The 24,309-nt window shown below is 49.5% G+C and carries 17 protein-coding genes and 1 pseudogene; 3 read left to right on the forward strand and 15 right to left on the reverse strand.

The window, feature by feature from the left end; all coding sequences use genetic code 11:
- Positions 1-6: 6 nt before the first annotated feature.
- From DWZ76_RS04720 to DWZ76_RS04735, 4 genes are all read right to left on the reverse strand, one after another.
- On the reverse strand, positions 7-3,267 hold the full coding sequence (locus DWZ76_RS04720) for an SbcC/MukB-like Walker B domain-containing protein (RefSeq protein WP_118472046.1): 3,261 nt from the start codon (positions 3,265-3,267) through the stop codon (positions 7-9).
- Entirely contained in the window at positions 3,242-3,928 is a 687-nt protein-coding gene (locus DWZ76_RS04725) for a DUF4194 domain-containing protein (RefSeq protein WP_117796428.1), read from the reverse strand. The genes DWZ76_RS04720 and DWZ76_RS04725 overlap by 26 nt, the downstream gene beginning before the upstream one ends.
- A 3-nt stretch (positions 3,929-3,931) precedes the next feature.
- Positions 3,932-5,347, reverse strand: a complete 1,416-nt coding sequence (locus DWZ76_RS04730) for a Wadjet anti-phage system protein JetA family protein (RefSeq protein ID WP_118472047.1) — start codon at positions 5,345-5,347, stop codon at positions 3,932-3,934.
- Between the two features lie 192 nt (positions 5,348-5,539).
- Positions 5,540-6,442, reverse strand: a complete 903-nt coding sequence (locus DWZ76_RS04735) for a LysR family transcriptional regulator (protein ID WP_107000149.1) — start codon at positions 6,440-6,442, stop codon at positions 5,540-5,542.
- Positions 6,443-6,717: 275 nt separating this feature from the next.
- Here DWZ76_RS04735 and brnQ point away from each other — a divergent pair, with 275 nt between their 5' ends.
- A complete protein-coding gene (brnQ, locus tag DWZ76_RS04740; RefSeq protein WP_118472048.1) occupies positions 6,718-8,103 on the forward strand; it encodes a branched-chain amino acid transport system II carrier protein in 1,386 nt (461 codons plus the stop codon).
- Between the two features lie 28 nt (positions 8,104-8,131).
- On the forward strand, positions 8,132-9,148 hold the full coding sequence (locus DWZ76_RS04745; protein WP_118472049.1) for an ABC transporter substrate-binding protein: 1,017 nt from the start codon (positions 8,132-8,134) through the stop codon (positions 9,146-9,148).
- A gap of 190 nt (positions 9,149-9,338) precedes the next feature.
- Here DWZ76_RS04745 and DWZ76_RS04750 read toward each other — a convergent pair whose 3' ends face one another.
- Positions 9,339-10,772: a D-alanyl-D-alanine carboxypeptidase family protein gene (locus DWZ76_RS04750; RefSeq protein WP_243017778.1), complete on the reverse strand. Its 1,434-nt coding sequence runs from the start codon at positions 10,770-10,772 to the stop codon at positions 9,339-9,341.
- A gap of 256 nt (positions 10,773-11,028) precedes the next feature.
- Between DWZ76_RS04750 and DWZ76_RS04755 the strand changes: the two genes are divergently transcribed.
- On the forward strand, positions 11,029-12,489 hold the full coding sequence (locus DWZ76_RS04755; RefSeq protein ID WP_118472050.1) for a polysaccharide deacetylase family protein: 1,461 nt from the start codon (positions 11,029-11,031) through the stop codon (positions 12,487-12,489).
- A 201-nt stretch (positions 12,490-12,690) separates the two neighbouring features.
- Here DWZ76_RS04755 and DWZ76_RS04760 read toward each other — a convergent pair whose 3' ends face one another.
- From DWZ76_RS04760 to DWZ76_RS04805, 10 genes and pseudogenes are all read right to left on the reverse strand, one after another.
- Positions 12,691-13,626 (reverse strand): GTP-binding protein, encoded by a 936-nt coding sequence (locus DWZ76_RS04760; RefSeq protein ID WP_022359817.1) that lies wholly within the window; start codon positions 13,624-13,626, stop codon positions 12,691-12,693.
- Between the two features lie 18 nt (positions 13,627-13,644).
- Complete coding sequence (locus DWZ76_RS04765) at positions 13,645-14,883, reverse strand: CobW family GTP-binding protein (protein ID WP_118293267.1); 1,239 nt, start codon at positions 14,881-14,883, stop codon at positions 13,645-13,647.
- A 244-nt stretch (positions 14,884-15,127) separates the two neighbouring features.
- The gene (locus DWZ76_RS04770; RefSeq protein WP_118472051.1) at positions 15,128-16,462 is read right to left on the reverse strand and encodes an MATE family efflux transporter; all 1,335 of its coding nucleotides are present in this window, start codon (positions 16,460-16,462) and stop codon (positions 15,128-15,130) included.
- A gap of 432 nt (positions 16,463-16,894) precedes the next feature.
- Positions 16,895-17,722 (reverse strand): metal ABC transporter permease, encoded by an 828-nt coding sequence (locus DWZ76_RS04775; RefSeq protein WP_118472052.1) that lies wholly within the window; start codon positions 17,720-17,722, stop codon positions 16,895-16,897.
- 147 nt (positions 17,723-17,869) lie between these two features.
- A pseudogene (locus DWZ76_RS04780) lies at positions 17,870-18,571 on the reverse strand (ABC transporter ATP-binding protein); the annotation flags it as partial.
- 89 nt (positions 18,572-18,660) lie between these two features.
- On the reverse strand, positions 18,661-19,917 hold the full coding sequence (locus DWZ76_RS04785) for a metal ABC transporter substrate-binding protein (RefSeq protein ID WP_118472054.1): 1,257 nt from the start codon (positions 19,915-19,917) through the stop codon (positions 18,661-18,663).
- A gap of 129 nt (positions 19,918-20,046) precedes the next feature.
- Positions 20,047-20,730 (reverse strand): HAD family hydrolase, encoded by a 684-nt coding sequence (locus DWZ76_RS04790; RefSeq protein ID WP_118472055.1) that lies wholly within the window; start codon positions 20,728-20,730, stop codon positions 20,047-20,049.
- 269 nt (positions 20,731-20,999) lie between these two features.
- Positions 21,000-21,692, reverse strand: a complete 693-nt coding sequence (locus DWZ76_RS04795; RefSeq protein ID WP_022359809.1) for an epoxyqueuosine reductase QueH — start codon at positions 21,690-21,692, stop codon at positions 21,000-21,002.
- A 262-nt stretch (positions 21,693-21,954) separates the two neighbouring features.
- Positions 21,955-23,082, reverse strand: coding sequence for an RNA polymerase sigma factor RpoD (rpoD, locus tag DWZ76_RS04800; RefSeq protein WP_022359808.1), 1,128 nt, complete (start codon positions 23,080-23,082; stop codon positions 21,955-21,957).
- Between the two features lie 304 nt (positions 23,083-23,386).
- Positions 23,387-24,307 (reverse strand): YegS/Rv2252/BmrU family lipid kinase, encoded by a 921-nt coding sequence (locus tag DWZ76_RS04805; RefSeq protein ID WP_107000161.1) that lies wholly within the window; start codon positions 24,305-24,307, stop codon positions 23,387-23,389.
- Between the last annotated feature and the right edge of the window lie 2 nt (positions 24,308-24,309).

The following is a 24,309-nucleotide window of genomic DNA, read 5'->3' on the forward strand; positions in this document are numbered from 1 at the left end:
CGTTTCCTATGCCTGCTTCACCAATCCTTCTACCGCATTCGTATACCGTCCTGTCACGATCAGGCTGACGGTTGAATCGATGAACTGACCGATACTGTTGATCTTCTCCGGCGGGGCTGCATAGAATACCTGGAAGTGATTTTCTTCGAAATAACGGACCATCTGCTCGATCCGCTCTCTCGACAATGCCGAGAATGCCTCGTCGATGAATGCCAGACGGGCGCAGCAGGTGTTTGCCGGGTAGCACTGCAAAAGACTCGCCGCCAGAATGATGAAATACGGGGTCTGCTTCTCGCCGTTGCTGGCGGAACCCTGTTTTTTTGATAACTCTGCCGTGATCTCAGTCTGTCCCTGACGGCTGCTGATCTCCATATCGTAAGAGAAATATCTCCTGTAATCCGTGTATTCCCACTCATCTTCTTCCGCCAGAATGATACTCATAAACTCCTGAATATCATTCTCCATCTCCTCGTCGTCGCGCGCCGAATTCATATAGACCTGCGGGGAACTCATATATTTTTCCAGACGCCTGCAGATGCGGAAGAAGAGAGCGCGGTCTGGCTTTTCTTTCATCACAAACTTGTAGGTATCGTTGCCAAACGGCATATGGCGCAGTTCGCGGTTGATCGCGTCCATCTCACGTTTTGCCTCGCGGACATTCTCGTCAATCTCCGCCACGAAATCGTTCATAAACGCGCTCTCCAGTCGTCCTGCCTGCTCCTGCAGCTTCTGCTGGGCTTCCTCCACCTTGACGTGCGCCAGGTTCCGGTATTCTTCCCGGTACCACGGGATGTAACCGATGCCGCGCTTTCCGACGTCGATTCCCGCCAGGCGGCAATACGCCAGCTGTGCGTCCTCCAGCTGGCGCTCCCGCTCTGCCAGCATATTTTTGCTCTTGTCGATGGAAAGCTGTGTCGTCACGCGGATCGTGCCGCGCTTCTCGCTTTCGCGGTTATATTCCTCCAGCATCACCTCTTTGAGTTCCATGTTGACAAGGCATTTTTCCTCATATGCCTTCTGGCATAAATAGATCTCCGTGCTGATACGGCCCAGTGTTCCTTCGCAGCCCTTTAAATCATTCTTACAGCCGCCGAGCTCACTCTGGTTCTGGTTCACACTCTCATTTGCCTCGCGTGCCAGCCGTCCCGCCGTCTCCAGTTCTTTCAGGACTGCGGTAAAGTCCGGATTTGCCTCGATCTCCTCGCGGTCCTTTACCAGGCTGTCCCTGCGCTTTCCGCAGTCCCTCAGCCCATATGCCGCGCCAAAATCGTAGTGTCCGCCGTCCCAGTCGATCTCCTTGATCGCATCACGGTATTTGATAACCTGTGAAAGTGCCTCTTTATCGGCCCGCTGAACCACCTGTAATTCTTCCAGTTCTTTTCTGGACTGTTCCAGCTGGCAGCGGATCGCGTCTGCGCCGAGACACAGCTCGGTCCGTCTCATATCCATCATCGCAACCGCATAGCTCTTCGCCAGCATGCCATCCCGCATGAGTCCGCCCTTCGGGTATTCATGCAGCTCTTCCAGGTTTTCACATAGATGAATGCCGTTTAACAGATAATTGGCGTAACGTCTCGCATAGACGTTCGGGATCCGCAGAATCTCCGCCGCGGAACCTTCCACCGCCTCTGTTTCTGGAAGCTTATCCGTGATCACGACATTTCCATCATAGATCCGCTCTTTCTGTAAAATCTGCATCGCCTTATGGCAGTGCGCGCCGTCCACGATGATATAGAAACGCTTTCTTCCCAGAAATGTCTCAACCGCCTTTCTCCACTCCGGAGCGGTCACCTCCTGGACCAATTCGGCAAAAATGTGGACCTCTGTCTGGATACCCTGTTTTTCTAACCCTCTCTGAATCTTATTCCGGGCATTTTCCACCTCCGCCGGGAACACAAGGATATTCGATTCCAGACGGCGGATCTTCTCCTGCAGCGCCCCTATCTCTTTTTCGCGCTCTTTACACTGATCCTGCAGGTGGATCTTATTTTCCTCATAGATGCCGTCCTGACGGTGCACCTTCTCGCGGAATGCGTCAAACGCCTCCCGCTTCTTCGCCGTCTCCCCATCCGCCTGTTCCAATGTCTCCAGATAGGTGTTTTCCGAGGATAAGGACGGAAGATCTGCTTCCAGAAGCTTGATAAGCGCGCTTATCTTCTTCTTCAATTTCAAAATCTGCGCCAGCTTGTCCTCCCAGTTCTTTTTCTCACGATCCGCTTCCTCGATCTGGCGTTTCAGGGAATCCAGGCTTTCCTGCATTCCCTTGACCATATCGTTATTTTCTGCAATTCGCAGGCGTTCCTGTGCGGCTTCCTGCTGTCTTGCGAGCTCTCCCGCCCGCTCGGTCAGGCGCCCGTACTGGTCTTTTAAAGCCTGATAACGGTTTTTCGTCTGCTTTTCTTCCTCTTCCTTCTCCCGGAGCGCCTGATACGAAAGCATCAGCTCCCGGATGCGGAGTACCCGCTTTTTCTTCTCGTATTCATCACTCTGGCGAAGCACCTCTTCGAGCTGGATTTTGCCCTGTCTGAGACTCTCATAGAGTTCCCGCAGGCGCTCAAACTGGCGCTTCTGCTCGCGCAGTTCCTCCAGCGACTGGACTTTTCCCGGTTCCAGGACACAGTCCTGAATAAACTGGTCGATATTATTTTCCGGGTTAAATGCCATCATTTTCAGAAGCTTTGTCCGGTATTTGACTGCGTCCACGCGGAGTCCCAGTGCCCGGAGTACCGCCTCCGTGCCGCGGTCCCGTCCCATAAAAGAGGAAAGCTTCATCGCCTCGCCATTCACTGTCAGCTCATTTTTCGGCGTGATGCGGAGTGCATTTCCCTCAATCCGTGTAAAATCGATATCGTCAATCGCCGCCCCAGGACAGATAAACCAGCTGCTGACCGGCTTGCCAGACTCACTTGGAGACTCAATGCATACTCCAACCGTGAGCGGCACTCCCAGCGTCGGATCGGAAAATTCCATCGCAATATAGCTGACAACGCTGCCATTTCTCAAATAACGCGCCTCACCATTACTGCGCGTGTCGCCGCGCACATAGCCAAGCACCGTCCGGTCTCGGTCCTTCGCCGCCTTGTTAAACTGCGTGTTGCCCGTCAGGAGATAGGTCATCGCATCAAGCACCGTCGATTTTCCGCTTCCGTTGACACCGGTCACCAGGGTCGAACCTTCCAGCTCGATACAGACATTCTGGAAACGCGACCACTGGACCATCAAAAGTTTTTTCGCCGATTTCCTATTCATGATCGTCTGATTCTTCATCGCCGTCTTCCTCCTCTTTTGTCAGCTCCGTTTCCCATTCGTCCTCACGGCTCCACTTTTCCTGCATCCGCCGGTTGACATTTTCCACAAATTTGCCAAACTCCTGTGGTTCCAGCACAAACTGCATCGACGGATAAAGACAGATCCGGCAGTCCTCCTCGCCGAGCTTTCCAATCACCTGCAGAAGCTGATATTTGGTAAACAGCGTCAGAATCGATGCAAAACTGCTCTTGTCAATCTGATCCCGAATGCCATATTTTTCCATCTCATAGCGCAGATCGGTCACCGAAATCTCAATATTTTTCGAAAGACTTCCAGAACGCACCCGGTCCGCATAAAGAGTCCAGAGGCAGCATAAAACCACACTCTCCATCTTTTTGAGTGTCACATGGTTGATCTGCAGTTTTCCATTCTCGCCGAGATCCCGGCAGTTCTGCAGCATAATCACGCCATTTTCCCGGTCAATTACAATATCATATCCGATATATCCCAGGTACGCCGAAAATGGTTCCGAACGCTTGGAGACAAAATAGTACGCTTTTTTGCTGTCCTCGTCACGGTCGCGCACGATAAAGGTCTGCTTCAGAAGACGCCTGACACTTTTCTGGAACATGTCCTTCTCAGAGGATGTATATTCATTCCATATTTCTTCAAATCCCATGTTTTATTTCTCCTTCCGGCGTTCGATTTTAAAGCGCCGCAGAAGCATCTGCTGCGTTTCCAGATAACCATCCTCCGCCTGTATCTCATACCCATTTTCCGAACCATAGGCAACCGCCGAGAGCGCGCTTAAAAGATCCCGCTTGCTCTTCATCGGAACCTCCTCGCTGGATATCTCCGTCCGATCTCCTAAAAGCGCCTCCAGATAATTCTTCATCTTATCCTTCGAATACGGGTTCTCTGCCTCCCTCTCCTGTGCCTTCCTCGCACGATCGATGTCCTCCTGTGTCATTTCTTCCAGCTTTGCATAGGTTGCTTCGCGGATCATCTGCTCCCGTCGCGGATAGCGGATCGAGTCAGTATCGATAAACTCATTATTTTCCAGCAAAAACAACCCGTTCATCGACTCCGGCAGTTCTTCCTTCCAACCGAGTGTGTTCATCTCCGCCGCAATCACGCGGATCGTCTGCTCGACATGCCCGCGCACATCGCTGTCCCGGTTTTGAAGAAATCTCGCGCGTCCAATCGCAATCTGTAAATAGATATTAATTTTATGCTTGATATCCCGCATGATCTGGTCGTAATCGACTGAGAAAAACTGCAGAATCGTCTGGATCATATCCAGCACCTTATTCTCCGCCTCAATGTGTTCCAGTTCTTCTTCCTTCGCGCATCCCGCCACCAGACCCTCAAACAGCTCCTGCCGGTTCCGCATCGCTTCCAGCTTTGACCGGATAAAGGAACGGTACATATGAATATTCTGCTGTTTTGTCAGACGCGCGTACTCGCGGATAAAATCGCCCTCACAGTATTCGAGGACGTTCTCGGTCAGACTTTCCAGGCTTTCCTCGCGCACCATCCGCTCGATGATTTTTTTGATAAAGGTCGCCAGGCGCTTGAGCGCACCGGAGAGCTGTTTCGCGTTGCGGTAGACCGAGCGCAGCGCATTGACATAGATATCCGGTTCCCACTGGTCGGGATTCTGCAAAATATTATAAATATTGAAAATATAACTTGAAAATTCTTCCCACTCCGGCTTCATCATCTTCTGGAGAAATTCTGCCAGAAAGACGCCCTGCTCCGTCATCATGATATGCTTCTCATACGTCGCATCGTCCGTGTCCTCCTCCAGCCATCCGACCTCTTTCGAGCAGAATTTGCGGATCACGGAATTGGCAAGCTGGTTGTAATTCCGGTCGGTTGTCATCTCATCGTCCAAATAATCAATGTGATTCTCCAGAAGATAGATGGCAAGCGCATCCCGGATGCGGCTGCGGGCAATGCGGTAGGTGATCTCCCGGTCATACTCATGATAAATGAGCAGAAGACAGTCCGAATAAATGCGGTTGCTGCTGCCGCTTGCCAGGCAGTTGAAAAAGCCGATTGGGAGAGCATCAAAAAGGTTTTTATTTATACTCACGGTGTATTCCTTCCATATATTTATCTGTATTTATGTTTCTGATTTTCCTGAATATTTCAATATCTGAAAACACCTAACTACCAGCTCTTCCAAAAAACGAAAAGCCGGCAGTCTCAGTCGTTTCTTCTTAATAATTATATACTCTATACCGGGAAAATGGCAAGGCTGGGACTGTTTGGACTTTGATTCCGGTTATTTCAAAGAGACGTTTCTTCCTTTATTTAACGTACTCACAAACTGCATCACACATTTCGTCAGCTTCGCAATGCTTTCACTTTCCTCCGCCCCCGGCTTCATACCCATTCCTATTTCCCGGATGCAGGTCGGGGAAACCGGAACGCAGTAGACATCTTCAGTATTTCCGCGGATCATCAGTTCAGACATCATTGAAATGCCCAGCCCTTTTCCCACCATGCGGATCACCGTCTCATCATCCACATAGACAGACTGCTCCTTTGCCCTGACTCCCTCTTTTGCAAATGCGGCGTGTACATCGATGTCAAACCGCCCGTAAGGCATCAGGAAATCTTTTCCTTCAAATTCACGCAGCGGAAATTCTTTGCGCCCATTTAAGGGATACTGCTTTGGCAGAATCGCATACAAAAGTTCATGATACAGCGGAATCCACTCGCATTTCGGTTCTTTCTGTCTGCTCGCAAAAATGACATCCGTCTTTCCGCTCTGTAATAATTCAAATGGTTCCAGCGCATGATCGACCATGCGGAGATCAACGTCCACCTTCGGGCAGAGGCGGCGGAACCGGTATAAAATCTCCGGCATCCAGTACATCGCGATGCTCGCATATGCCGCCACACGGATCGACTCCTCCTGCTGTTCCCGCACCGCCTGAATCTTATTTTCCAGGGTGGCATTTGCCTGCAAAAACTGGCGGATATCCGGCAACAGGTTTTCTCCCGCCTCCGTCAGCGCGATGCCGCTGTAACTGCGGCGGATCAACGGAAATCCAATCTCCCGCTCCAGGCTGTCCACCAGATGGGTCAGCCCCGACTGCGTGTAGCCAACTACCTCGGATGCTTTCGAAAAACTTCCAAGATCTACCGCCGTCATCAATATTTCCAGTTTTTTGGCATCCATTCCGCACCTCCTTTTAGAATATTACATTTTGTCATATTTCTATTATAAACTAGATTTTCACAAACCACAAGGAAGGCTTTATAATGATGATTAGAAAAGAGTTTTCAATTGTTACTGTTCACGGGTAGGCACTTTTGGAACCGAAAGTGCCGTAAGAAAACGTGGTGGCAGCAGGAATTTGCCGTATTTAAATGCGAAGCCACGGCAAATTCCGTTACTGGACACGTATGCGTGAACAGTAACTTTCAATTCTCATGTAAAAGGAGTGAATATCTATGACGCAGACCTGTCTTTCCCATAAGCAGCGGCTTTTAGTTGCCGGAACATTATTCGGCATGTTCTTTGGCGCCGGAAATCTGATTTTTCCGGTACATCTCGGTCAGCTTGCCGGACGCCAGTTTCTCCCGGCAGCGATTGGATTTATTCTGACTGCCGTCGGCATTCCGATCCTGGGTGTTGCCGCGATCGGAAGCACACATTCGGAGGGACTTCAGGATCTGTCCCGCCGCGTCGGACACAGATATAGCTATTTCTTTACCTGTCTGCTCTACCTGACAATCGGACCGTTTTTCGCTATTCCGCGGTGCGCTACGACCTCCTTTACCGCCGGAGTCAGACCTCTTTTAGGAACACAGCTTTCCGAACAGACTATGCTGTTTTTGTTTTCGCTGATCTTCTTTGCGCTGGTGTTTGTATTTTCCATTCGTCCAGGCAGCATCACGCTCTGGATCGGAAAAATTATCAATCCGCTGTTTCTTCTGTTTCTAGGCGTTCTGATTGTGACTGCCCTGCTTCATCCGAGCATCGAGGTTTCAGCGGCAGTTCCCGATGCCTCTTATCAGAATGGAGCTTTCTTTTCCGCGCTCTCCCAGGGCTATGAAACCATGGATGCGATTGCCGGACTCGCATTCGGGATCGTGGTCATTTCGGTTATCCGCCAGATGGGCGTGCGGGAAGATTCAACCATTGCAAAAGAGGTTCTGCATTCCGGTATGCTGGCTGGGCTTCTGATGGCATTTATCTATCTGCTTACCATCCTGATTGGAGTACAGTCACTGGGACAATTCGAACTTTCAGAAAACGGCGGCATCGCCCTCTCCCAGATTGCAGACTACTACCTTGGACGGATGGGCACCTGGATCCTCGCCATCGCGATCACCTTCGCCTGCCTCAAAACCTCCATCGGGCTTGTAACGAGCTGTGCGGAAACCTTTGTGAAACTGTTTCCCCATGCCCTTTCCTACCGTGCATGGGCGGTCGTTTTTACCCTTTTTTCACTCATTGTGTCAAATATAGGACTGTCCGCTATCATCACTTACTCGGTTCCTGTTTTGATGCTGATTTACCCGCCAGCCATCACGCTGATTCTCCTCGCGCTGCTTGGAAATGCATTCCAGCATAACAAAAAAGTCTATGTCTGCGTTACCATTTGTTCCTGGGCAGCTTCCATCTTTGACTTTTTAGCAGCTCTGCCAGACGAAATGCAGTCTGCCCTACATCTGGAACCCGTCATCGCATTTGCCAGACAGACGCTTCCGCTGTTTGATTTGAACCTCGGATGGATTCTGCCGTCGCTTGTCGGGCTTTGTATTGGACTTCTCTGGAGACAGAAAGAAAAACCAGCAGACCGCTCACACCTTCCTGTATTTCCCATATCTTAATAGTATGAACGAACCGCAGGAGGCAACCATGAAACGAACTAAATTTGCAGCTGCCCTGGCTGTGCTCACTCTGCTTACCACCCTGACCGGGTGTGGACAGGCGAAGGAGGCGGACGGGGCGCTTGAACCGGTCACACTCAATGAGGTAGCCCACTCGATTTTTTATGCGCCGCAGTACGCCGCCATCGAGCTGGGCTATTTTAAGGATGAGGGCATCGCTCTGACACTCGTAAACGGTGCCGGTGCCGACAAGGTTATGACCGCACTCATCTCCGGGGACGCCGATATCGGATTTATGGGCTCAGAGGCAAGTATCTATGTCTACCAGGAAGGTTCCGCCGATTATGCTGTCAATTTTGCCCAGCTGACCCAGCGTGCCGGAAACTTTCTCGTTGGACGAAGTGCCGAACCAGACTTTTCCTGGCAGGATCTGAAAGGCAAAAAGGTGCTTGGCGGGCGCGCGGGTGGAATGCCAGAAATGGTCTTTGAGTATATTTTAAAGAAAAATGGCATCGATCCAAAAAATGACCTGACAATCGATCAGAGTATCAATTTCGGGCTGACAGCGGCGGCGTTTACGAGTAATGATGCGGATTACACGGTCGAGTTCGAGCCCTTCGCCACCACCCTTGAAACCGAAGGAAATGGCACCGTTGTCGCCTCGCTCGGCGTCGATTCCGGTTATGTCCCCTACACCGCCTACTGTGCAAAGCAGAGCTATCTAAATAGGCATCCGGAAATTATCCAGTCGTTCACGAATGCCATCCAGAAGGGCTTAGCTTACGTCAACTCCCACAGTGCGGACGAAATCGCCGAGACAATCCAACCTCAGTTTCCGGAAACAGACCGCTCGGCAATCGCCCGCATTGTTGAACGCTACAAAGCGCAGGACACCTGGAAAAATGATACCATTTTCCACAGGGACAGCTTTGAGCTTCTGGAAAACATTCTGGAAGAAGCAGGTGAACTCAAGGAACGGATTCCTTATGAAAAACTGGTAACGACCACGTATTCTGAAAAAGCGGCTGGATTGCAGAATGAATAACTAGCAAAAAAGAATGTGCCTTGGCACATCCGGGCGTCTCGCGCGGTCGCTTGCGACAACCTACATCTTCGCGCGAGTGCGCATCATTGGCACGTTAGTGCCTTTTTGTGTAATAGGGAATTCCAAGGAATTTCCTATTACACAAAAAAGCTGTCATGTATCACTATTCAAACATGACAGCTCTTTATTTCTATGCCGCAAACACTCCCATTACCTTCTTAAAATAGTCCCATAGTCCCGCTTTCTCCACCGTTTCTGCCGCTTCTATCTCCACACTTCCCAATTCCCGTCCATCCAACCGGTAGACCAGATGTCCGATCACATCACCTTCCCGAACCGGCGCTTTGCGGGATTCTTCCATCATCCACTCTTTTTCGATTCCATCCAGATTCTCTCCTCCCATCGAAAGATAAGAAAAGGTTCCCCGCAGACGTCCTGCAACCTGTTCCTGGATGCCGCCTGCCACCGTCGTTTCCGGCACAGCTCCCGGATTTTCATCTTTGTAAAGATGACAATTTGCAAACCCATAATTTAATAATGTGACCGCATCCGCAAACCGCGCCTTATAATCCGGTGCTGCCAGGATGACGGCAATCAGATCAACACCATCTTTCCGCCCGGTTGCGGACAGGCAATATTTTGCCAGCGATGTAGAACCTGTTTTCAGTCCCGTCACCTCAAAATTTGTCACCATTTTCAGCAGCTTATTCGTATTGGAAAGTCCAAATTCTTTCTCTCCCTGCTTGGTCCGGTGCGTTATATTTTCCATCCAGATCGTTGAATACTGAAAAATTTCCGGATACTTCGTGATCAATTCCCGCGACATGAGGGCAATGTCGCGCGCCGACATCGCGTGCGTCGTAGACGCCGTCAGACCGCAGCAATCCTCAAACCTTGCTGTCTCCATTCCAAGCCCTTTCGCCCGCTCGTTCATCATCGCAACAAATGCCTCCTCGCTGCCGCCGATATACTCTGCCATCGCCACACTGGCATCGTTTCCCGATGCAATGACAATGCACTTGATCAGCGTTTCGACCGTCTGTACCTCCCCTTCTTCCAAAAACACCTGGGATCCCCCCATGGATTTCGCATGCGCGCTGGTCGTGACCTCATCCTGCAAATGAATTTTTCCCGAATGTAACGCATCAAAAATCAGAAGCAGCGTCATAATCTTCGTCACGCTGGCTGGATTTCGCGCCTCGTCCGCATTTTTTTCGTACAAAATAGTTCCGGTGGAGGCCTCCATAAGGATCGCCTCCGGTGCCTGGACGGGAAGCTCAGCGGCATTTTCTGCTGCCTGCGCTGTCTCTGCGGTTACTGAAACGGGAATCCACAGTTCCTCCGCGTAAGATGTGAGCATACCACTTCCCCCCAATTTACCAATTCCAAGCTGTATGCCTGACACACATTCTCCCATCGTAAGCACAACCGCTACACCAATCGCTGCCAGCCCTCTCCAAGCATTTTTGTTTAAATACTCTCTTCTCCTGTCTCTGCCCCCTTCGTCCCAACACATACATTCTTTTTCCCGAAACAGCTTCTTTTTCACAAACCAACACCATTTTTCCACACGCTTCCATTTCAAATACCACGCCTCTCCCTGCATGATACATTTTTCATTCATATCTTCCTCCGTCTGCACATACTCTCTTCTCAAGATATGGCATATCCGCCCGTCCCTATGCCAAAGAGAATTGTAAGAAACTGTCATAGACCACCTTTCCTTTTTATGGTATACTATAAGAACACAGACAGGCTTATAAAAACGTTTTCCGCTCTCTTTCTTGCTGTGTCGAGTCGGTGGCAAACTTTCTCGGCCTGTTATTACTATCTGACGCAAAAAACGACAGATAAATATGAATAAACAAAAGGTGAAAACTATGATGAGAAGAAATTCCTCCCTTGGAAGCGTTGGATTTTCTGCACGTGGCGGACGTTCCAGGCGACGGCACGGCGGTTCCTCCAAACTTCCGTATTTAATTTTAATCGGCATTCTGATTGTACTGCTTGGAATTGCCGCGTTCCTCTGGGTGCGCCGCTCTCCGGCAGCACATGTATCTTCGGTTCCAGCGTCAACCGAAACGGATTCTGAAAATGGAGTAATTTCCCTTGATAATGCATCTGCACCTGCTGATGACAGCCTCGAGGGTGTCATCGCTCAGGCAAAGCTTCTGGCAGACGGTTATGACTATGACGGGGCAATCAATCTCCTGTCCAGCAGTACATACGCATCTGACGAGTCCGTGACGGCAGCGATCGACGAATACAACGCCACCAAAGAAACACTGGTGCGCGCTGATCCGCGCAAAGTAACGCATGTATTCTTCCATACACTGATTATGGATACCTCGAAAGCATTTGACGGCGACAGCCGCGAAAAGGGTTATAATCAGGTCATGACGACCAAGGATGAATTTATGAAGATTCTCCAGTCGATGTATGAGCGCGGTTTCGTTCTGGTACGTCTGCACGATGTAGCATATGAGGTGACCGCAGAGGACGGTTCCAGGCATTTCCAGGAGGGCGATATCATGCTTCCGGAAGGTAAGAAACCGTTCGTCATGTCACAGGATGATGTCTGCTACTACGAATACATGGATGGCGATGGCTTTGCCTCCCGTATGATTATCGGCGAGGATGGCAAGCCAACGAACGAGATGAAGATGGACGACGGTTCTGTTTCCGTCGGTTCCTATGATCTGGTGCCGTTACTGGATGATTTCATCAAAGAGCACCCGGATTTCTCCTACCGCGGCGCAAAAGCGTGCATTGCTTTTACCGGTTACAATGGCATCCTGGGTTACCGCACCGATTCCGCCTACAATACTGACGAGTACAAAGCGGAACACCCGGATTTCAACTTTGAGGAAGAACGCGCCAACGCAGCAAAAGTCGTCCAGTGCCTGCGCGACGACGGTTTTGAAATTGCCTCCCACAGCTGGGGCCACCGCAACATGGGTACGATCCCAATGGATAAATTCCGTGAAGATACCGATAAATGGGCAAATGAAGTCGAAACGCTGACCGGTCCGTGTGATATCATCCTCTTCCCGTTTGGAAGCGATATTGGGGACTGGCATCCGTATGATACAAGTAGCGAGCGCTTCCAGTACCTGTACAACAAGGGATTCCGTTACTTCTGTAACGTAGATTCCTCCCAGTATTTCGTCCAGATCGGCGACGATTATATGCGACAGGGGCGCCGGAACCTTGACGGCTACCGGATGTATTATGACCTTCCGGAAAGTGGAGTCGGCGGCGACCATTTGAGTGACCTGTTTGATGTCAACGAGGTATTTGACCGGTCAAGACCTACTCCGGTGCCGAAGATGACGGAGTAAGATAAAGCTGTAATCCAATTTTAAATAAAAGAAAGAGAAATCGAGCATTTGTTCGATTTCTCTTTCTTTTTTAAAAACCCCGGAGTCTTCCACACTCCGGGGTTTTCACTGTTCCACTTGGAACTCTTACATCATTTTTTACCTACAGACATTATAACACAAAACGCCGTTTCTTTTTAACACAGCTTTCCGTTGCAAACCTTAGAACTGCACAATCTCCTCAATCGGCTCTGCCTTTTCCACGTAATCTGCATAAAGCATCGGACCTTCGCCCTCATACTCCGGCATATACTCATATTCTACGCGGGCACGTACTTTGACCCAGTCTTTCGTCTCAAGCAGACGGGCATTTTTTGCCTTGCACATGAAACCTAAGAACGTCATATCTGCCTCGCAGCAAGTCATCGCCATACGTCCAGGAACAAAATTGTTCTTCGGGAAATCCGGGGTTTTCAGTACCATGCCGGTAAATTCAACAGTCTTTCCACGGTAACGGTCCGGTTTATCCATCGCATCAATATACCAGATACCATATGCCTCCGGCGGAATCTCGATCACTTCGGCATTGACATCAAATGGAAGATCCGCTTCAGTCACTTCCTCAATTTCGCCCTCTGCGTCCTCAAATACGATCTGAACCTGCGGGTTCATGCCCTTTAAAGTACGGCGGTATACATCCAGATCCTCGATCTCGTCGCAACGGTTCATGATAATCATTTCCGTGTTGCGGACCATGGCACCAATCAATGGTTTCATGTTCTGCAGGTATAAATCAAATGTGGAACCATCGATGATCGTAATCTGCTGATACAGATCCCAATCGTTCGGAAGTTTCAGGGCATCCAGATTCCACATACCGTTCCACTCCATCAGAACTCGCTCCGGATTGTAAAGAAGCTCCAGATCCTGTAGGTATTCCGGCGTCAGCTTTTCCGCTTCCTCTATATAGACAACCGCTGTATGAGTCTGCTTTAAAAGCTCCTCATCATACTCTTCCTCGCCCTCTTCGCAGACAATCAGAAGTGTTTTTCCTTCGGTCTGGAAATAATCCTGCTGCATTGTAAATTTAATAAACTGGGTTTTTCCAGCTTCCAGAAAACCATTGATGAGAAACAACGGCATCTTATCTTCATTCATAGTTCATTCTCCTTGTATTTACGCGTTAAACGCTGCCTTCAGACCCTCTTCGTCCAGCTCGGCACCGATCACGCACACCTTTCCGGTAAAATCCGGTGCTCCCTCACGGATCTCAGCCTGCTCCGGAACCATATCAAAATGCAGCCATACGCCCTTTTCTTCACTCGGAACCATGCCTTTCGCACGCAGAACCTCGCCGTATTTATCACCATAAGCCAGATCATCCAGAATCTTCTGCAGATCTTCTTTCTTCATCACGCCGACATTCTCCAAGCCCCAGCTTGTAAATACATCATCTGCATGATGGTGTCCTTCGTGATCGTGGTGGTGGTCATGGCAGCCACAGCCACACTCGTCATCATGGTCGTGATGATGATGCTCATGGTCATGATCGTGACAGCCACAGTCATCATCATGGTCATGATGATGGTGCTCATGATCGTGATCATGACAGCCACAATCGCAGTCATCGTCATGATCATGATGGTGATGATGCTCGTGATCATGATCATGGCAGCCACAGTCGCAGTCATCGTCATGGTGGTGATGCTCATGATCGTGGTCATGGCAGCCGCAATCGCAGTCATCGTCATGATCATGATGGTGATGATGCTCATGCATATGCTCTCTTGCCTCTTTCATCAGCTCCTCTGCCATATCGTCTTCCTGCTCGATCATCTCAAGAAGCTGTGCGCCGGTCAGCTCGCTGCATGGAGTGGTCACGATGGTTGCCTTTGCATTGTGCTGGCGAAGCATCTCAACCGCGCCCTGTACCTTCTTCGGATCCGCTACATCGGTACGGCTTAACACGATCGTGCCTGCATTTTCGATCTGGTTATTGAAAAACTCACCGAAGTTCTTCATATACATACGGCATTTGTTGACATCTACCACGGTAACCGCACTGTTTAACATAACCTCAATCTCAGAAGCTACATTTTTTACTGCATTCATAACATCAGACAGCTTGCCGACGCCTGACGGCTCGATAATAACACGATCCGGCTGATATTTCGTCAGAACTTCCTCGAGGGAACGTCCAAAATCGCCGACCAGAGAGCAGCAGATACAGCCGGAGTTCATCTCACGGATCTCGATGCCAGCGTCTTTTAAAAAACCGCCGTCAATGCCGATCTGTCCAAATTCATTTTCAATCAGAACGACTTTCTCGCCTGAAATTGCTTCTTTTAAAAGCTGTTTAATAAACGTAGTCTTTCCTGCACCCAGGAAACCGGAAATAATATCAATCTTTGTCATTTTACTTACCTTCTTTTCTGTACAAATGTGTACTGACTGTAAATCATTGTCCGCCCGGTACCTGGCATCCCGGCAATGCATAGCTTTACATCGCCCGAATCTGCCGAAGTTCCGATCAGCCACTTATTATTTTACACAAATACCTAGTAAAGTCAAGCATCGGCAAAATCCCGTTACTGGGCGCGTGTGAACAGTAACGTTTTTAGCCTCACATATATGCAGCCTTTTTGAGACCAAAAACGCCCTATAAAGACACAGTAATCGTCCGCTTCCAGCTCGCCCCAGCATACACTGCCGTGATAAGCTCTGCCAGCCAGAACGCGTGCCAGACACCGATAGGACCGATGATCCGGCTGAGCACAAATGCGATCGGAATGATAATCACAGCATAGCGCATCAGGGAAATTTTCAGAGATTTAAGTCCCATTCCAAGTCCCTCAAACGCGCCAGAAGCAATGACGGAAACCGTTGACATGACAAAGCCCGGGCTGATGAGCCGGAGCGCCGTTCTGCCGATCTCCACCGTCGAAGGCGTCTGCGTAAACAGCCCCATCAGGAAATCCGGCACCAGCTCGCCAAGCAGGGTTCCCGCTGTCATGATAATGCCAACAATCATGAAGGCCGCGCGGAAGATCTTTTTCACCCTCTCCTGCTCGCCTGCACCGTAATTGTAACCGATCAGCGGGCGCATTCCCTGCACCACGCCGCTGGCTCCCTGATAAAGCAGTGCCTGCAGCTTGTAGTAAACACCCAGCACCAGAATATATACCTGCGAAAATGGTGCCAGAATCGCATTGAGCGCCGTCAGAAGCAGGGATGTCAGCGCCATATTGAGTGTTGCCGCGATTCCGACTGAATACATACCGCCGCAGATCTCCTTCGACGGACGCATTTCCCGCAGCGAAATCTCCACATTTAACGGTTTCACATGGTTTAAAATCAAATAAAACAGCAGCGACGCCGTCTGCCCGATTCCTGTCGCCCACGCCGCACCGCGGATTCCCAGTTCCGGCATGGGGCCTAAGCCAAAGATAAAGATCGGGTCCAGCACGATATTGACGCCGCATCCAATCAAGACGGCTGCCATCGATATTTTCATCTTTCCAACCGACTGGTAGACCTTTTCATATGCCATTCCCATCGTGTCGATCGTTGAAAACAGAAACACATTGCAAAAATACGTCAGTCCGTAGGAAATCGTTACCTCATCGCTCGTAAACATCCGCAGGAAATACGGAATCACCGCCATTCCTAAAATCGTTAAAATCATTCCATGTAAGGCACTTAAAAATACTCCCTGCGATGCTGTCTGGTTCGCCATCCATGTTTTTCCTTCGCCAAGGCGTCTCGCCACCATCGCATTGATACCAACGCCAAACCCAACCCCGGCTGCATGCGCGAGGTTCTGGATCGGATAGACAAGCGAAACCGCCGTCATCGCGTCCTCACTGATCATTGCCACGAAAATGCTGTCCACGATATTGTAGAGTGCCCCGGCGATCATCGATATGATGACCGGGATTCCCATCGAAAGCAGCAGCGGGACAACTGGTTTTTCTTTCATGTAGGTCTGATCCATTTTTCCATCTCCATTCCCTTTTTTATTTTTCACTTTTCATGAGCGTTTCTGACACATTCTTCGCAGAAAAAAACACTTAGGTTTCTTCTGCAAAGCATTTCTTATCAAATAAAAAGAGACTACGGACTTTACTGTTTATCTCAGAAACAGTACAAACCCTATAGTCTCTTTAACGCTTAGACAAGCTATTCGATTTTCGTTTTCTATCGCCGACCAGCAACTCTGCAAGCTTTTGCTGGCGATCTGCCCATTCCGGCAACCGAATATTATTATAACCGCAAGCCATTTTATTTGTCAACCACTCCCCGGCAAATCATCGCGGCAAATTCCTGCTGCCACCACGTTTTCTTACGGCACTTTCGGTTCCAAAAGTGCCTATCTGTGAACAGAAACATGAGCATACAGAATGTGTATGTTTTACAAAAAAACATCCTATTTGCGGGCAGTAGCAGCTACCCCTCTCTGTATCAGCGAAAAGAGCAGAAACGCTGCCAGATCCACCACAACAACGCTCGCGCCCGCCGGTGTTGAGTACGTGTAGGACAGCACCATTCCTCCAAAGAAACAGATCAGCGACAGAATCCCCGATGCGATAACCACCCCCCGGAAGCTCTTGAACACCCGCATGGAGGTCAGAGCCGGGAAAATAATCAGACTGGAGATCAGCATCGCGCCCATCATCCTCATTCCAATCACGATCGTGATCGCGGTCAGAACCGCTATCAGCACGTTATAGAGCGACACATTGACGCCGGTCGCCTTGGCAAAGCTCTCATCAAAGGTAACCGCAAATACTTTGTTATAGCAAAAAAGATATAATCCAAGCACCACCATGGAAAGCACCGCCGCAAACTGGACATCTTCCCGGCTCATCGCGAGAATGCTTCCAAACATATAGCTGCTGACATCGGTCGTCATACCGGTTGTCAGGGAAGTTACGATAATACCGATTGCAAGCGCACTGGCCGAGATCATCGCAATCGCAGCGTCACTCTTTACTTTTCCATGTTCCGTGATCCGCAGCAGGAAAAATGCCGCCAGCACGACCACCGGAATCGAAACCTTTAAAGGCGACCAGCCTGCCGCCAGTGCAATCGAAAGGGATCCGAACGAAACATGGGATAAACCGTCTCCAATCATTGAGTAGCGTTTCAGCACCAGGCTGACACCCAGCAGAGAGGCGCAGAGAGAGACTAAAAGACCGCCGATCAGCGCCCGCACCATAAACGGATATGATAACATTTCAGATATAATTCCCATCTTCTACACCTCCTTCTCCGCATTTCTGTCTTTCAAATGCTGTTTCGTTTCAGAATCAGTTTCCGAACCCATTTCCGGCTTCTGCATCTTCCTGATTCCATCCTTCTGCATCGGCACTCCGCATCTGTGCCCCAGAGTTGCCAGCTCTTCCCGTCCCAGGAAAGAATGAGCAATCTCACTCTTCACATATTCTTTCATCGTCCCCCAGAACAGCGGCTTCTGCCGCATCTGCAAAATTTTTCCTCCCTGATGCACAATATTTGCCATATCATGGGAAACCATCAGGATTGCAACCTTTTCTTCCTGATTCAGTTTCCGGATCAGCTGGTAAAAATCCAGAATCGCCGACGGATCGAGTCCCGTGATCGGCTCATCGAGAATCAGCAGCTTATCCGTCGCACAGAGCGCCCGCGCGATCAGAACACGCTGTTTCTGACCGCCGGAAAGCTCTCTGAAACAGCTTTTTTCCAGATCGCGGATTCCCAGACGATCCAGATTTGCCCGCGCCTCTTTCTTTTCTTTCATCGAATAAAACGGGCGGCTGCCGCGTTTTCCCAGGCACCCGGAGATAACCACCTCAAACACAGTCGCTGGAAAGTCCTTCTGCGCGTCGGTCTGCTGCGGCAGGTAACCAATACCGGTTTTTTTTAATTCTTCCGAATATTCAATCCTGCCCGAAGTCGGTTTTAAAAGTCCCAGAATGCCCTTCATCAGGGTACTTTTTCCCGAACCATTTTCGCCGACAATGCAGATGTAATCGCCCTCATTTACCTCCAGGTTCACATCCAGCACCGCATCCTGGTTTTCATAACCAAAACCTACATGCTCACATTTTAAGAGTAATCCCATCTATAATTCCTTTCACTACTGCTCTACTCTTCTATTGTCATAAACATTCACCATGGCTAAAGACTTTTTCCCATAATCATCTATTCTTTTTATGACAATCCCTTTTTCAAGTTCTTTACGTTCTGCTCCATCAATTCCAGATAGGTAACACCCGAATCAAACTGGTGTCTCGTCACATTATGGCAGGAGTGGAACAACAGTGGTTCCGCGCCCGTCTCTTCCCCGATGATCTCCGCCACGCGCGGGCTGGAAAGCTCCAGGTAATAGACGGCTGGTATCTGTTCCTCCCGCACCTTATCGATCAGGTAGGCGATGGTCTTGGCACTCGGCTCCGTATCCGTACTGCATCCTGAAAATGCCGCCCTGTATTCCAGCCCATACTCATCGAAAAAGTACCGGAGTGGAAATTTATCACCGAAAACGACGAGACGGCGCTTGGCATGGGAGACAACTTCTCTGAATTCTGCATCCAATTCCGTCAATTTATCCTGATAGGACGCGCAGTTTTCCGCATAGGAAGCCGCGTGCGCCGGATCTTCCTGTGCCAGCACCTCCGCCAGCACGCCGGCCAGCTTTTTCGCATTGACCGGGGACGTCCAGATGTGCTCGTCATATTCAATCTCGACGCCGTGACCATCGTCCTCATCCAGATACTCTTGAGCGTGATCTTCATCATGAACCGCCACATCTTCCATATCATGCTCATCCTCGCTGTGAATATGCTCTTCTGTGTCGTGTTCTTCTTCACTGTAAACATGGTCCTCTGGCTCATGTTCTTCTTCACTGTGAGCATGATCTTCCGACTCATGATCGTGATCACCCGCATGAACTGTTCCATCCGCATGAACATGCGTATGTCCATGATCGTGCGCCTCTCCATCTTCCATGCCCTCGACGATCTCCTCCTGCACTACATCCACGCAGTCCATCATCGTCACGACGCGCTTCGGTCCGGTGCCTTCCCCGAAGGAATCAAGCACCTGCGAAAGCCACTGTTCCATCGTACCGCCGTTGCAGACTAACAGATCTGCATTCTGGATCGTGATCATGTCCGCCGGCGTCGGCTCGAACGAATGGCTGTCCATGCCCGCCGGAACAACCATCGTCAGCCGGATCGAATCCCCGGCAATCTGCCGGAGAAAATCGTAATACGGAAATAGCGTCGTCACAACGTTTAAGCGCGTATCACCAGACGCATCTGCCCCTTTTAACGGATTCGACGATGAATCAGACGATGCAGTTCCCCGCCGTGGCGTACACGCTGTAAGAACACAGGAAAAGGCAATCAAAAAAGCAAGCATCCATGATATCCATTTACATTTAAATCCATTCTTGTGTTTTACCATATTTCTTTTTTACCCTTAACTTCTTCTATTTCAGTAAATGTTTTTCAATAAACATTTCGAATTACTATTTCAAATATCATTTTCTTTCACAACTGTTTCTCTTTTCACAGCTATGAACAAACACAGACACTACTCCATTCTTCCATGTGACTCACTCTTTTTCTTCACAATCTCCGCTACTTCCGACGGATGTGCCACAATATACTGCGGGTGGCAGCCTTCCAGCTCTTCCCTGTTACGGAAGCCCCAGAGCACGCCGACCGTGTCCATTCCGGCATTCAGCCCAGTTTCCATATCTGTATTCGTATCGCCCAGATACAGACACTCTTCCTGTTTTATACCCAGTTCCCGGCAGATGGCGAACGCCCCGTCTGGAGCCGGTTTTTTCGGCGTTCCTGCCTGCTCGCCGCGCACCACATCAAAATATCCTTTCCCAAAGAATGTCTCAATATTCACAATTGCCTGATCATGCGGCTTGTTCGAAAGGACAGCCACATGTACACCCATCTCTTTTAACGACGCCAGCAGTTCCCGGATACCATCATATGGCTCTACGTCTTTCAGGCAGTATTTAGAGAAATTCTCCATATAAATCGGAAGCGACGCTTCATAATGAACCAGCTTCTCATCCCCCGCCAGCACCAGCGCGCGCTTCATCTGCATCCGGTATCCATTTCCCACGATCCGTTTCGTTTCCTCCGGTGTAACATGGCGCAGTCCGAATGCATCCAATGTTAAATTTGTCACATAAGTCAGCGCATAAACCGTATTTAAAAGAGTTCCATCCAAATCAAATATACATAAGCGGTACATTGCGTTTCTTCCTTTCTGTTTCCATCTTTTCTTGTAACTTTTTTGTTACTGTTCACGCATACGTGCTCAGTAACGGAATTTGCCGTGGCTTCGCATTTAAATACGGCAAATTCCTGCTGCCACCACGTTTTCTTACGGCACTTTCGGTTCCAAAAGTGCCTACCTGTGAACAGTACCACTTTTTTCCCCTCACAGCCGTTTCATACTTTCACAGCTACAGGCAATCATCCATACAAACTCATCTTCGACCAAACATATCGCCCCGCAAATCACGATGTTTCCTGCCTCTCCTTCTGCATCTGCTCTTCACGCTCCCGCTTCGAGAACACGCATCCGCAGTAATTCTGCCGGTATAGATGATACTGCGCCGACAGCTCGATCGAGCGCTTATATCCCTCTTTTTTCTTGAAATCCGACGGCAGAAATGCCACATGATACTCTTCTCCCATCGCCTGCCCGATCGTATTGAGGCGCCCGGCATTTTTGAGCGGACTGATCGTGAGGGTCGTCGTGAACCAGTCATAGCCGCCCTCGGCTGCCAGCTTCGCCGCTTCCCGGAGGCGCATCTCAAAACAAATACCGCAGCGCTCGCCGCCCTCCGGATCCTTCTCATGCCCCCGGACTGCCTCATAGTAGCATTCCGGGTCGTATTTTCCTTCTACAAACCGGATCGGATGCACCGCTGGAAGCTCCCGGATCAGCCGCTGTACCTCCTCCGTGCGCGCCTCATATTCCTCCTTCGGTGAAATATTCGGATTGTAGTAGAACACCGTAATCGAAAAATACTGCGACAGATATTCCAGCACGTAGCTGCTGCACGGCGCACAACAGCTGTGGAGAAATAAAGTCGGAACTCTGCCGTCCCGGACTGCTGCATCCAGCACTTTTTCCATTTCTTTCTGATAATTCCGTTTCGCCGTCTGTGTCTTTCTGGCTGGCGGATTTTTCATTGGTTCCGACATTTTTCTCTCCTCTTTCTATAAGTTCCCATCTGTCCGTGCATTTTCCATGCAGCACACGATGCTTCTATCCGAAACGCTTCTTTCCTGACAAACATCATTTCCATCCTTAGACGTCATATGAAGATATGCACAATAATTCATATTCTTCAAAACTTGAAAAAGCAGCCTGTACCCACGGACGGGTACAAACTGCTTTATCTTTTTATTAAACCTTTCAGGAAATTCCAAACAAATTCCCCTTTTTATCAAAATGATACAACTCTTACAGGAAATCGCGAATCCGCTTGCTCCGGACCGGATTTCTTAATTTACGAAGTGCTTTTGCCTCGATCTGGCGGATACGCTCTCTCGTTACGTTGAATGCTTTTCCGACCTCTTCCAGGGTTCTCGGATGTCCGTCCTCCAGACCAAACCGGAGAATAATAACCTGACGCTCTCTCTCCTTCAGGTCTCCAAGCAATGCATCGATATGCTCACGCAGCATAACAGATTCTACATTCCCTTCCGGCGTTACCACGTTGCCGTCCGCTACGAAATCACCCAGATTGGAATCGTCTTCCTCACCGATCGGGGTTTCCAGGGAAGCTGGCTCACGTGCGATCTGCATGATCTCCATGACCTTATCCTCGGACATGCCAAGCGCCTCGGAAAGCTCTGCCACCGACGGCTCATAGCCCAGTTCCAGCGTCAGCTTACGCTGCATCTTGGACATCTTGTTGATCGTCTCTACCATATGCACCGGGACACGGATAGTTCTCGCCTGATCCGCCAGAGCCCTTGTAACAGACTGACGAATCCACCAGGTCGCATATGTACTTAACTTATAACCCTTTGTATAATCAAACTTCTCAACGCCCTTAATAAGACCCAGATTGCCTTCCTGAACCAGATCCAGGAAGCTCATGCCGCGTCCTGTATAGCGCTTTGCAATGCTGACAACCAGGCGCAGGTTTGCCTCAATCAGGCGCTCTTTTGCATTCACATCCCCCTCTGCTTTGCGCTTTGCAAGGCGGATCTCCTCCTCCGCGCTCAAAAGCGGAACGGTACCGATCTCTTTCAGGTACATGCGGACCGGATCTTCCGTGCCGATTCCCTCTAACAGATCGATCGCATCCAGATCGATATCCTCTTCCTCGTTCTTGAGGAATTCATCATCCACATCATCATCGAGCATCGAATCATTTTCCTTGAGAATCGAATCATCGATCACCTCCGGAATGACATCAATATTATTCTGCTCCAGATAATTGTAAATCTGCTCCATCTGCTCTGTCTGCAGATTATCGCCCATAAAAAAGTTATTGATCTCTGTCACGTCCAGCGCGTTCTGCTTGGACTTTGCTAACTCTACCAGTTTCCTTAACTTACCTAAAAAATTTTCTTTCTCCACGAATTAACGTCCTTTCGATTTATTTCGCTTAGAAGTTTCTTTATATCTAACGTGATATTGTCCCTCGATTGTTTGTGTGCTTTTATTTCCCTGCACCTTTCCCTGCAATATCCCGAAAGTACATTATATACGATTAAATTCTATTTTTCAACAATTTTCGAAATTTTTCGATCTATTTCTATTTAGGCAGTTACTGTTCACGCATACGTGCCCAGTAACGCAATTTGCCGTGGCTTCGCATTTAAATACGGCAAATTCCTGCTGCCACCACGTTTTCTTACGGCACTTTCGGTTCCAAAAGTGCCTACCCGCGAACCGTAACTTCAGGCACCCTGATCGCAATCTCTCTTGGTTTATTTTCAATCACGACCTCTGTCTGGCTTCCGCCAAACTCACCGTCCAGCGACCAGTCCACCAGCTCCTCCGACTGTACCGTCAGTTTCGAGGTGCGGAACTTGAATACGCATTCATTTTCGCCCTCTCTCTGAATCAGATAAGCAGCAATACTTGCAATGTCAAGCGGCGTGCGCGGTTTCCGGACCAGAAGCACCTCAAACTCCCCGTCATCCAGCGCCACGTCCATACCAACCAGTCCTTTAAAACCTCCGATCGAGGTCGTATTGGTCACCATTCCCAGAATAAATTCCTCTTCCAATTCTCTCTGCTCCCCCAGATGTTCCCACGTAAGGCGCATCCGGTAGGATTTAAGCCCTGTCAGGCGTTTGATGGCTTCCAGCATATATGCCTGATGCCCCAAAATATTTTTCGTCTCCTGCGGGGTCGAATAGGATACCTCCGTAAATGCTCCGAACGCCGCCACATAGACGAAATACCGGTTTTTGCCGAATACACCGACATCCACCAGAAATGGTTTTCCCAGCGCAGCTGTCTGCGCCGCTTTCCGCATATTTTTCGGAAGTCCCAGACTGGATGCGAAATCATTCGTGGAACCCGACGGGATATATCCTAACTCCGGACGCTTTTCCGGGGTGATCGTCATCAGCCCCGATACCACCTCGTTGAGCGTACCGTCCCCGCCGCTGCACACGACCAATTCCTTCGTTTTCGCACGCGCCGCCTGATACTCCGCATCCTTCGGGCCCTGCGTAATATAAACAGACGGTCCATAGCCCGCCTTTACAAAACTATCTAAAATTTCAAGAAGACGACTTCGAATCTGTTCTTTGCCAGATCTCGGATTGATGATAAAAAGCATTTTTTTCATAA

Source organism: Clostridium sp. AF35-15, assembly GCF_003477745.1.
Classification (GTDB): domain Bacteria; phylum Bacillota; class Clostridia; order Lachnospirales; family Lachnospiraceae; genus Otoolea; species Otoolea fessa.

Bases quoted from the DNA above. Each gene is read 5' to 3' on its own strand.
- DWZ76_RS04735 (WP_107000149.1), bottom strand. From the start codon at position 6,442: ATGGATGCCAAAAAACTGGAAATATTGATGACGGCGGTAGATCTTGGA.
- DWZ76_RS04745 (WP_118472049.1), top strand. From the start codon at position 8,132: ATGAAACGAACTAAATTTGCAGCTGCCCTGGCTGTGCTCACTCTGCTT.
- DWZ76_RS04725 (WP_117796428.1), bottom strand. From the start codon at position 3,928: ATGGGATTTGAAGAAATATGGAATGAATATACATCCTCTGAGAAGGAC.
- DWZ76_RS04790 (WP_118472055.1), bottom strand. From the start codon at position 20,730: ATGTACCGCTTATGTATATTTGATTTGGATGGAACTCTTTTAAATACG.
- DWZ76_RS04760 (WP_022359817.1), bottom strand. From the start codon at position 13,626: ATGAATGAAGATAAGATGCCGTTGTTTCTCATCAATGGTTTTCTGGAA.
- DWZ76_RS04805 (WP_107000161.1), bottom strand. From the start codon at position 24,307: ATGAAAAAAATGCTTTTTATCATCAATCCGAGATCTGGCAAAGAACAG.
- DWZ76_RS04720 (WP_118472046.1), bottom strand. From the start codon at position 3,267: ATGAAGAATCAGACGATCATGAATAGGAAATCGGCGAAAAAACTTTTG.
- DWZ76_RS04775 (WP_118472052.1), bottom strand. From the start codon at position 17,722: ATGGGAATTATATCTGAAATGTTATCATATCCGTTTATGGTGCGGGCG.
- DWZ76_RS04785 (WP_118472054.1), bottom strand. From the start codon at position 19,917: ATGGTAAAACACAAGAATGGATTTAAATGTAAATGGATATCATGGATG.
- DWZ76_RS04765 (WP_118293267.1), bottom strand. From the start codon at position 14,883: ATGACAAAGATTGATATTATTTCCGGTTTCCTGGGTGCAGGAAAGACT.
- DWZ76_RS04755 (WP_118472050.1), top strand. From the start codon at position 11,029: ATGATGAGAAGAAATTCCTCCCTTGGAAGCGTTGGATTTTCTGCACGT.
- DWZ76_RS04795 (WP_022359809.1), bottom strand. From the start codon at position 21,692: ATGTCGGAACCAATGAAAAATCCGCCAGCCAGAAAGACACAGACGGCG.
- brnQ (WP_118472048.1), top strand. From the start codon at position 6,718: ATGACGCAGACCTGTCTTTCCCATAAGCAGCGGCTTTTAGTTGCCGGA.
- DWZ76_RS04750 (WP_243017778.1), bottom strand. From the start codon at position 10,772: ATGAATGAAAAATGTATCATGCAGGGAGAGGCGTGGTATTTGAAATGG.
- DWZ76_RS04770 (WP_118472051.1), bottom strand. From the start codon at position 16,462: ATGGATCAGACCTACATGAAAGAAAAACCAGTTGTCCCGCTGCTGCTT.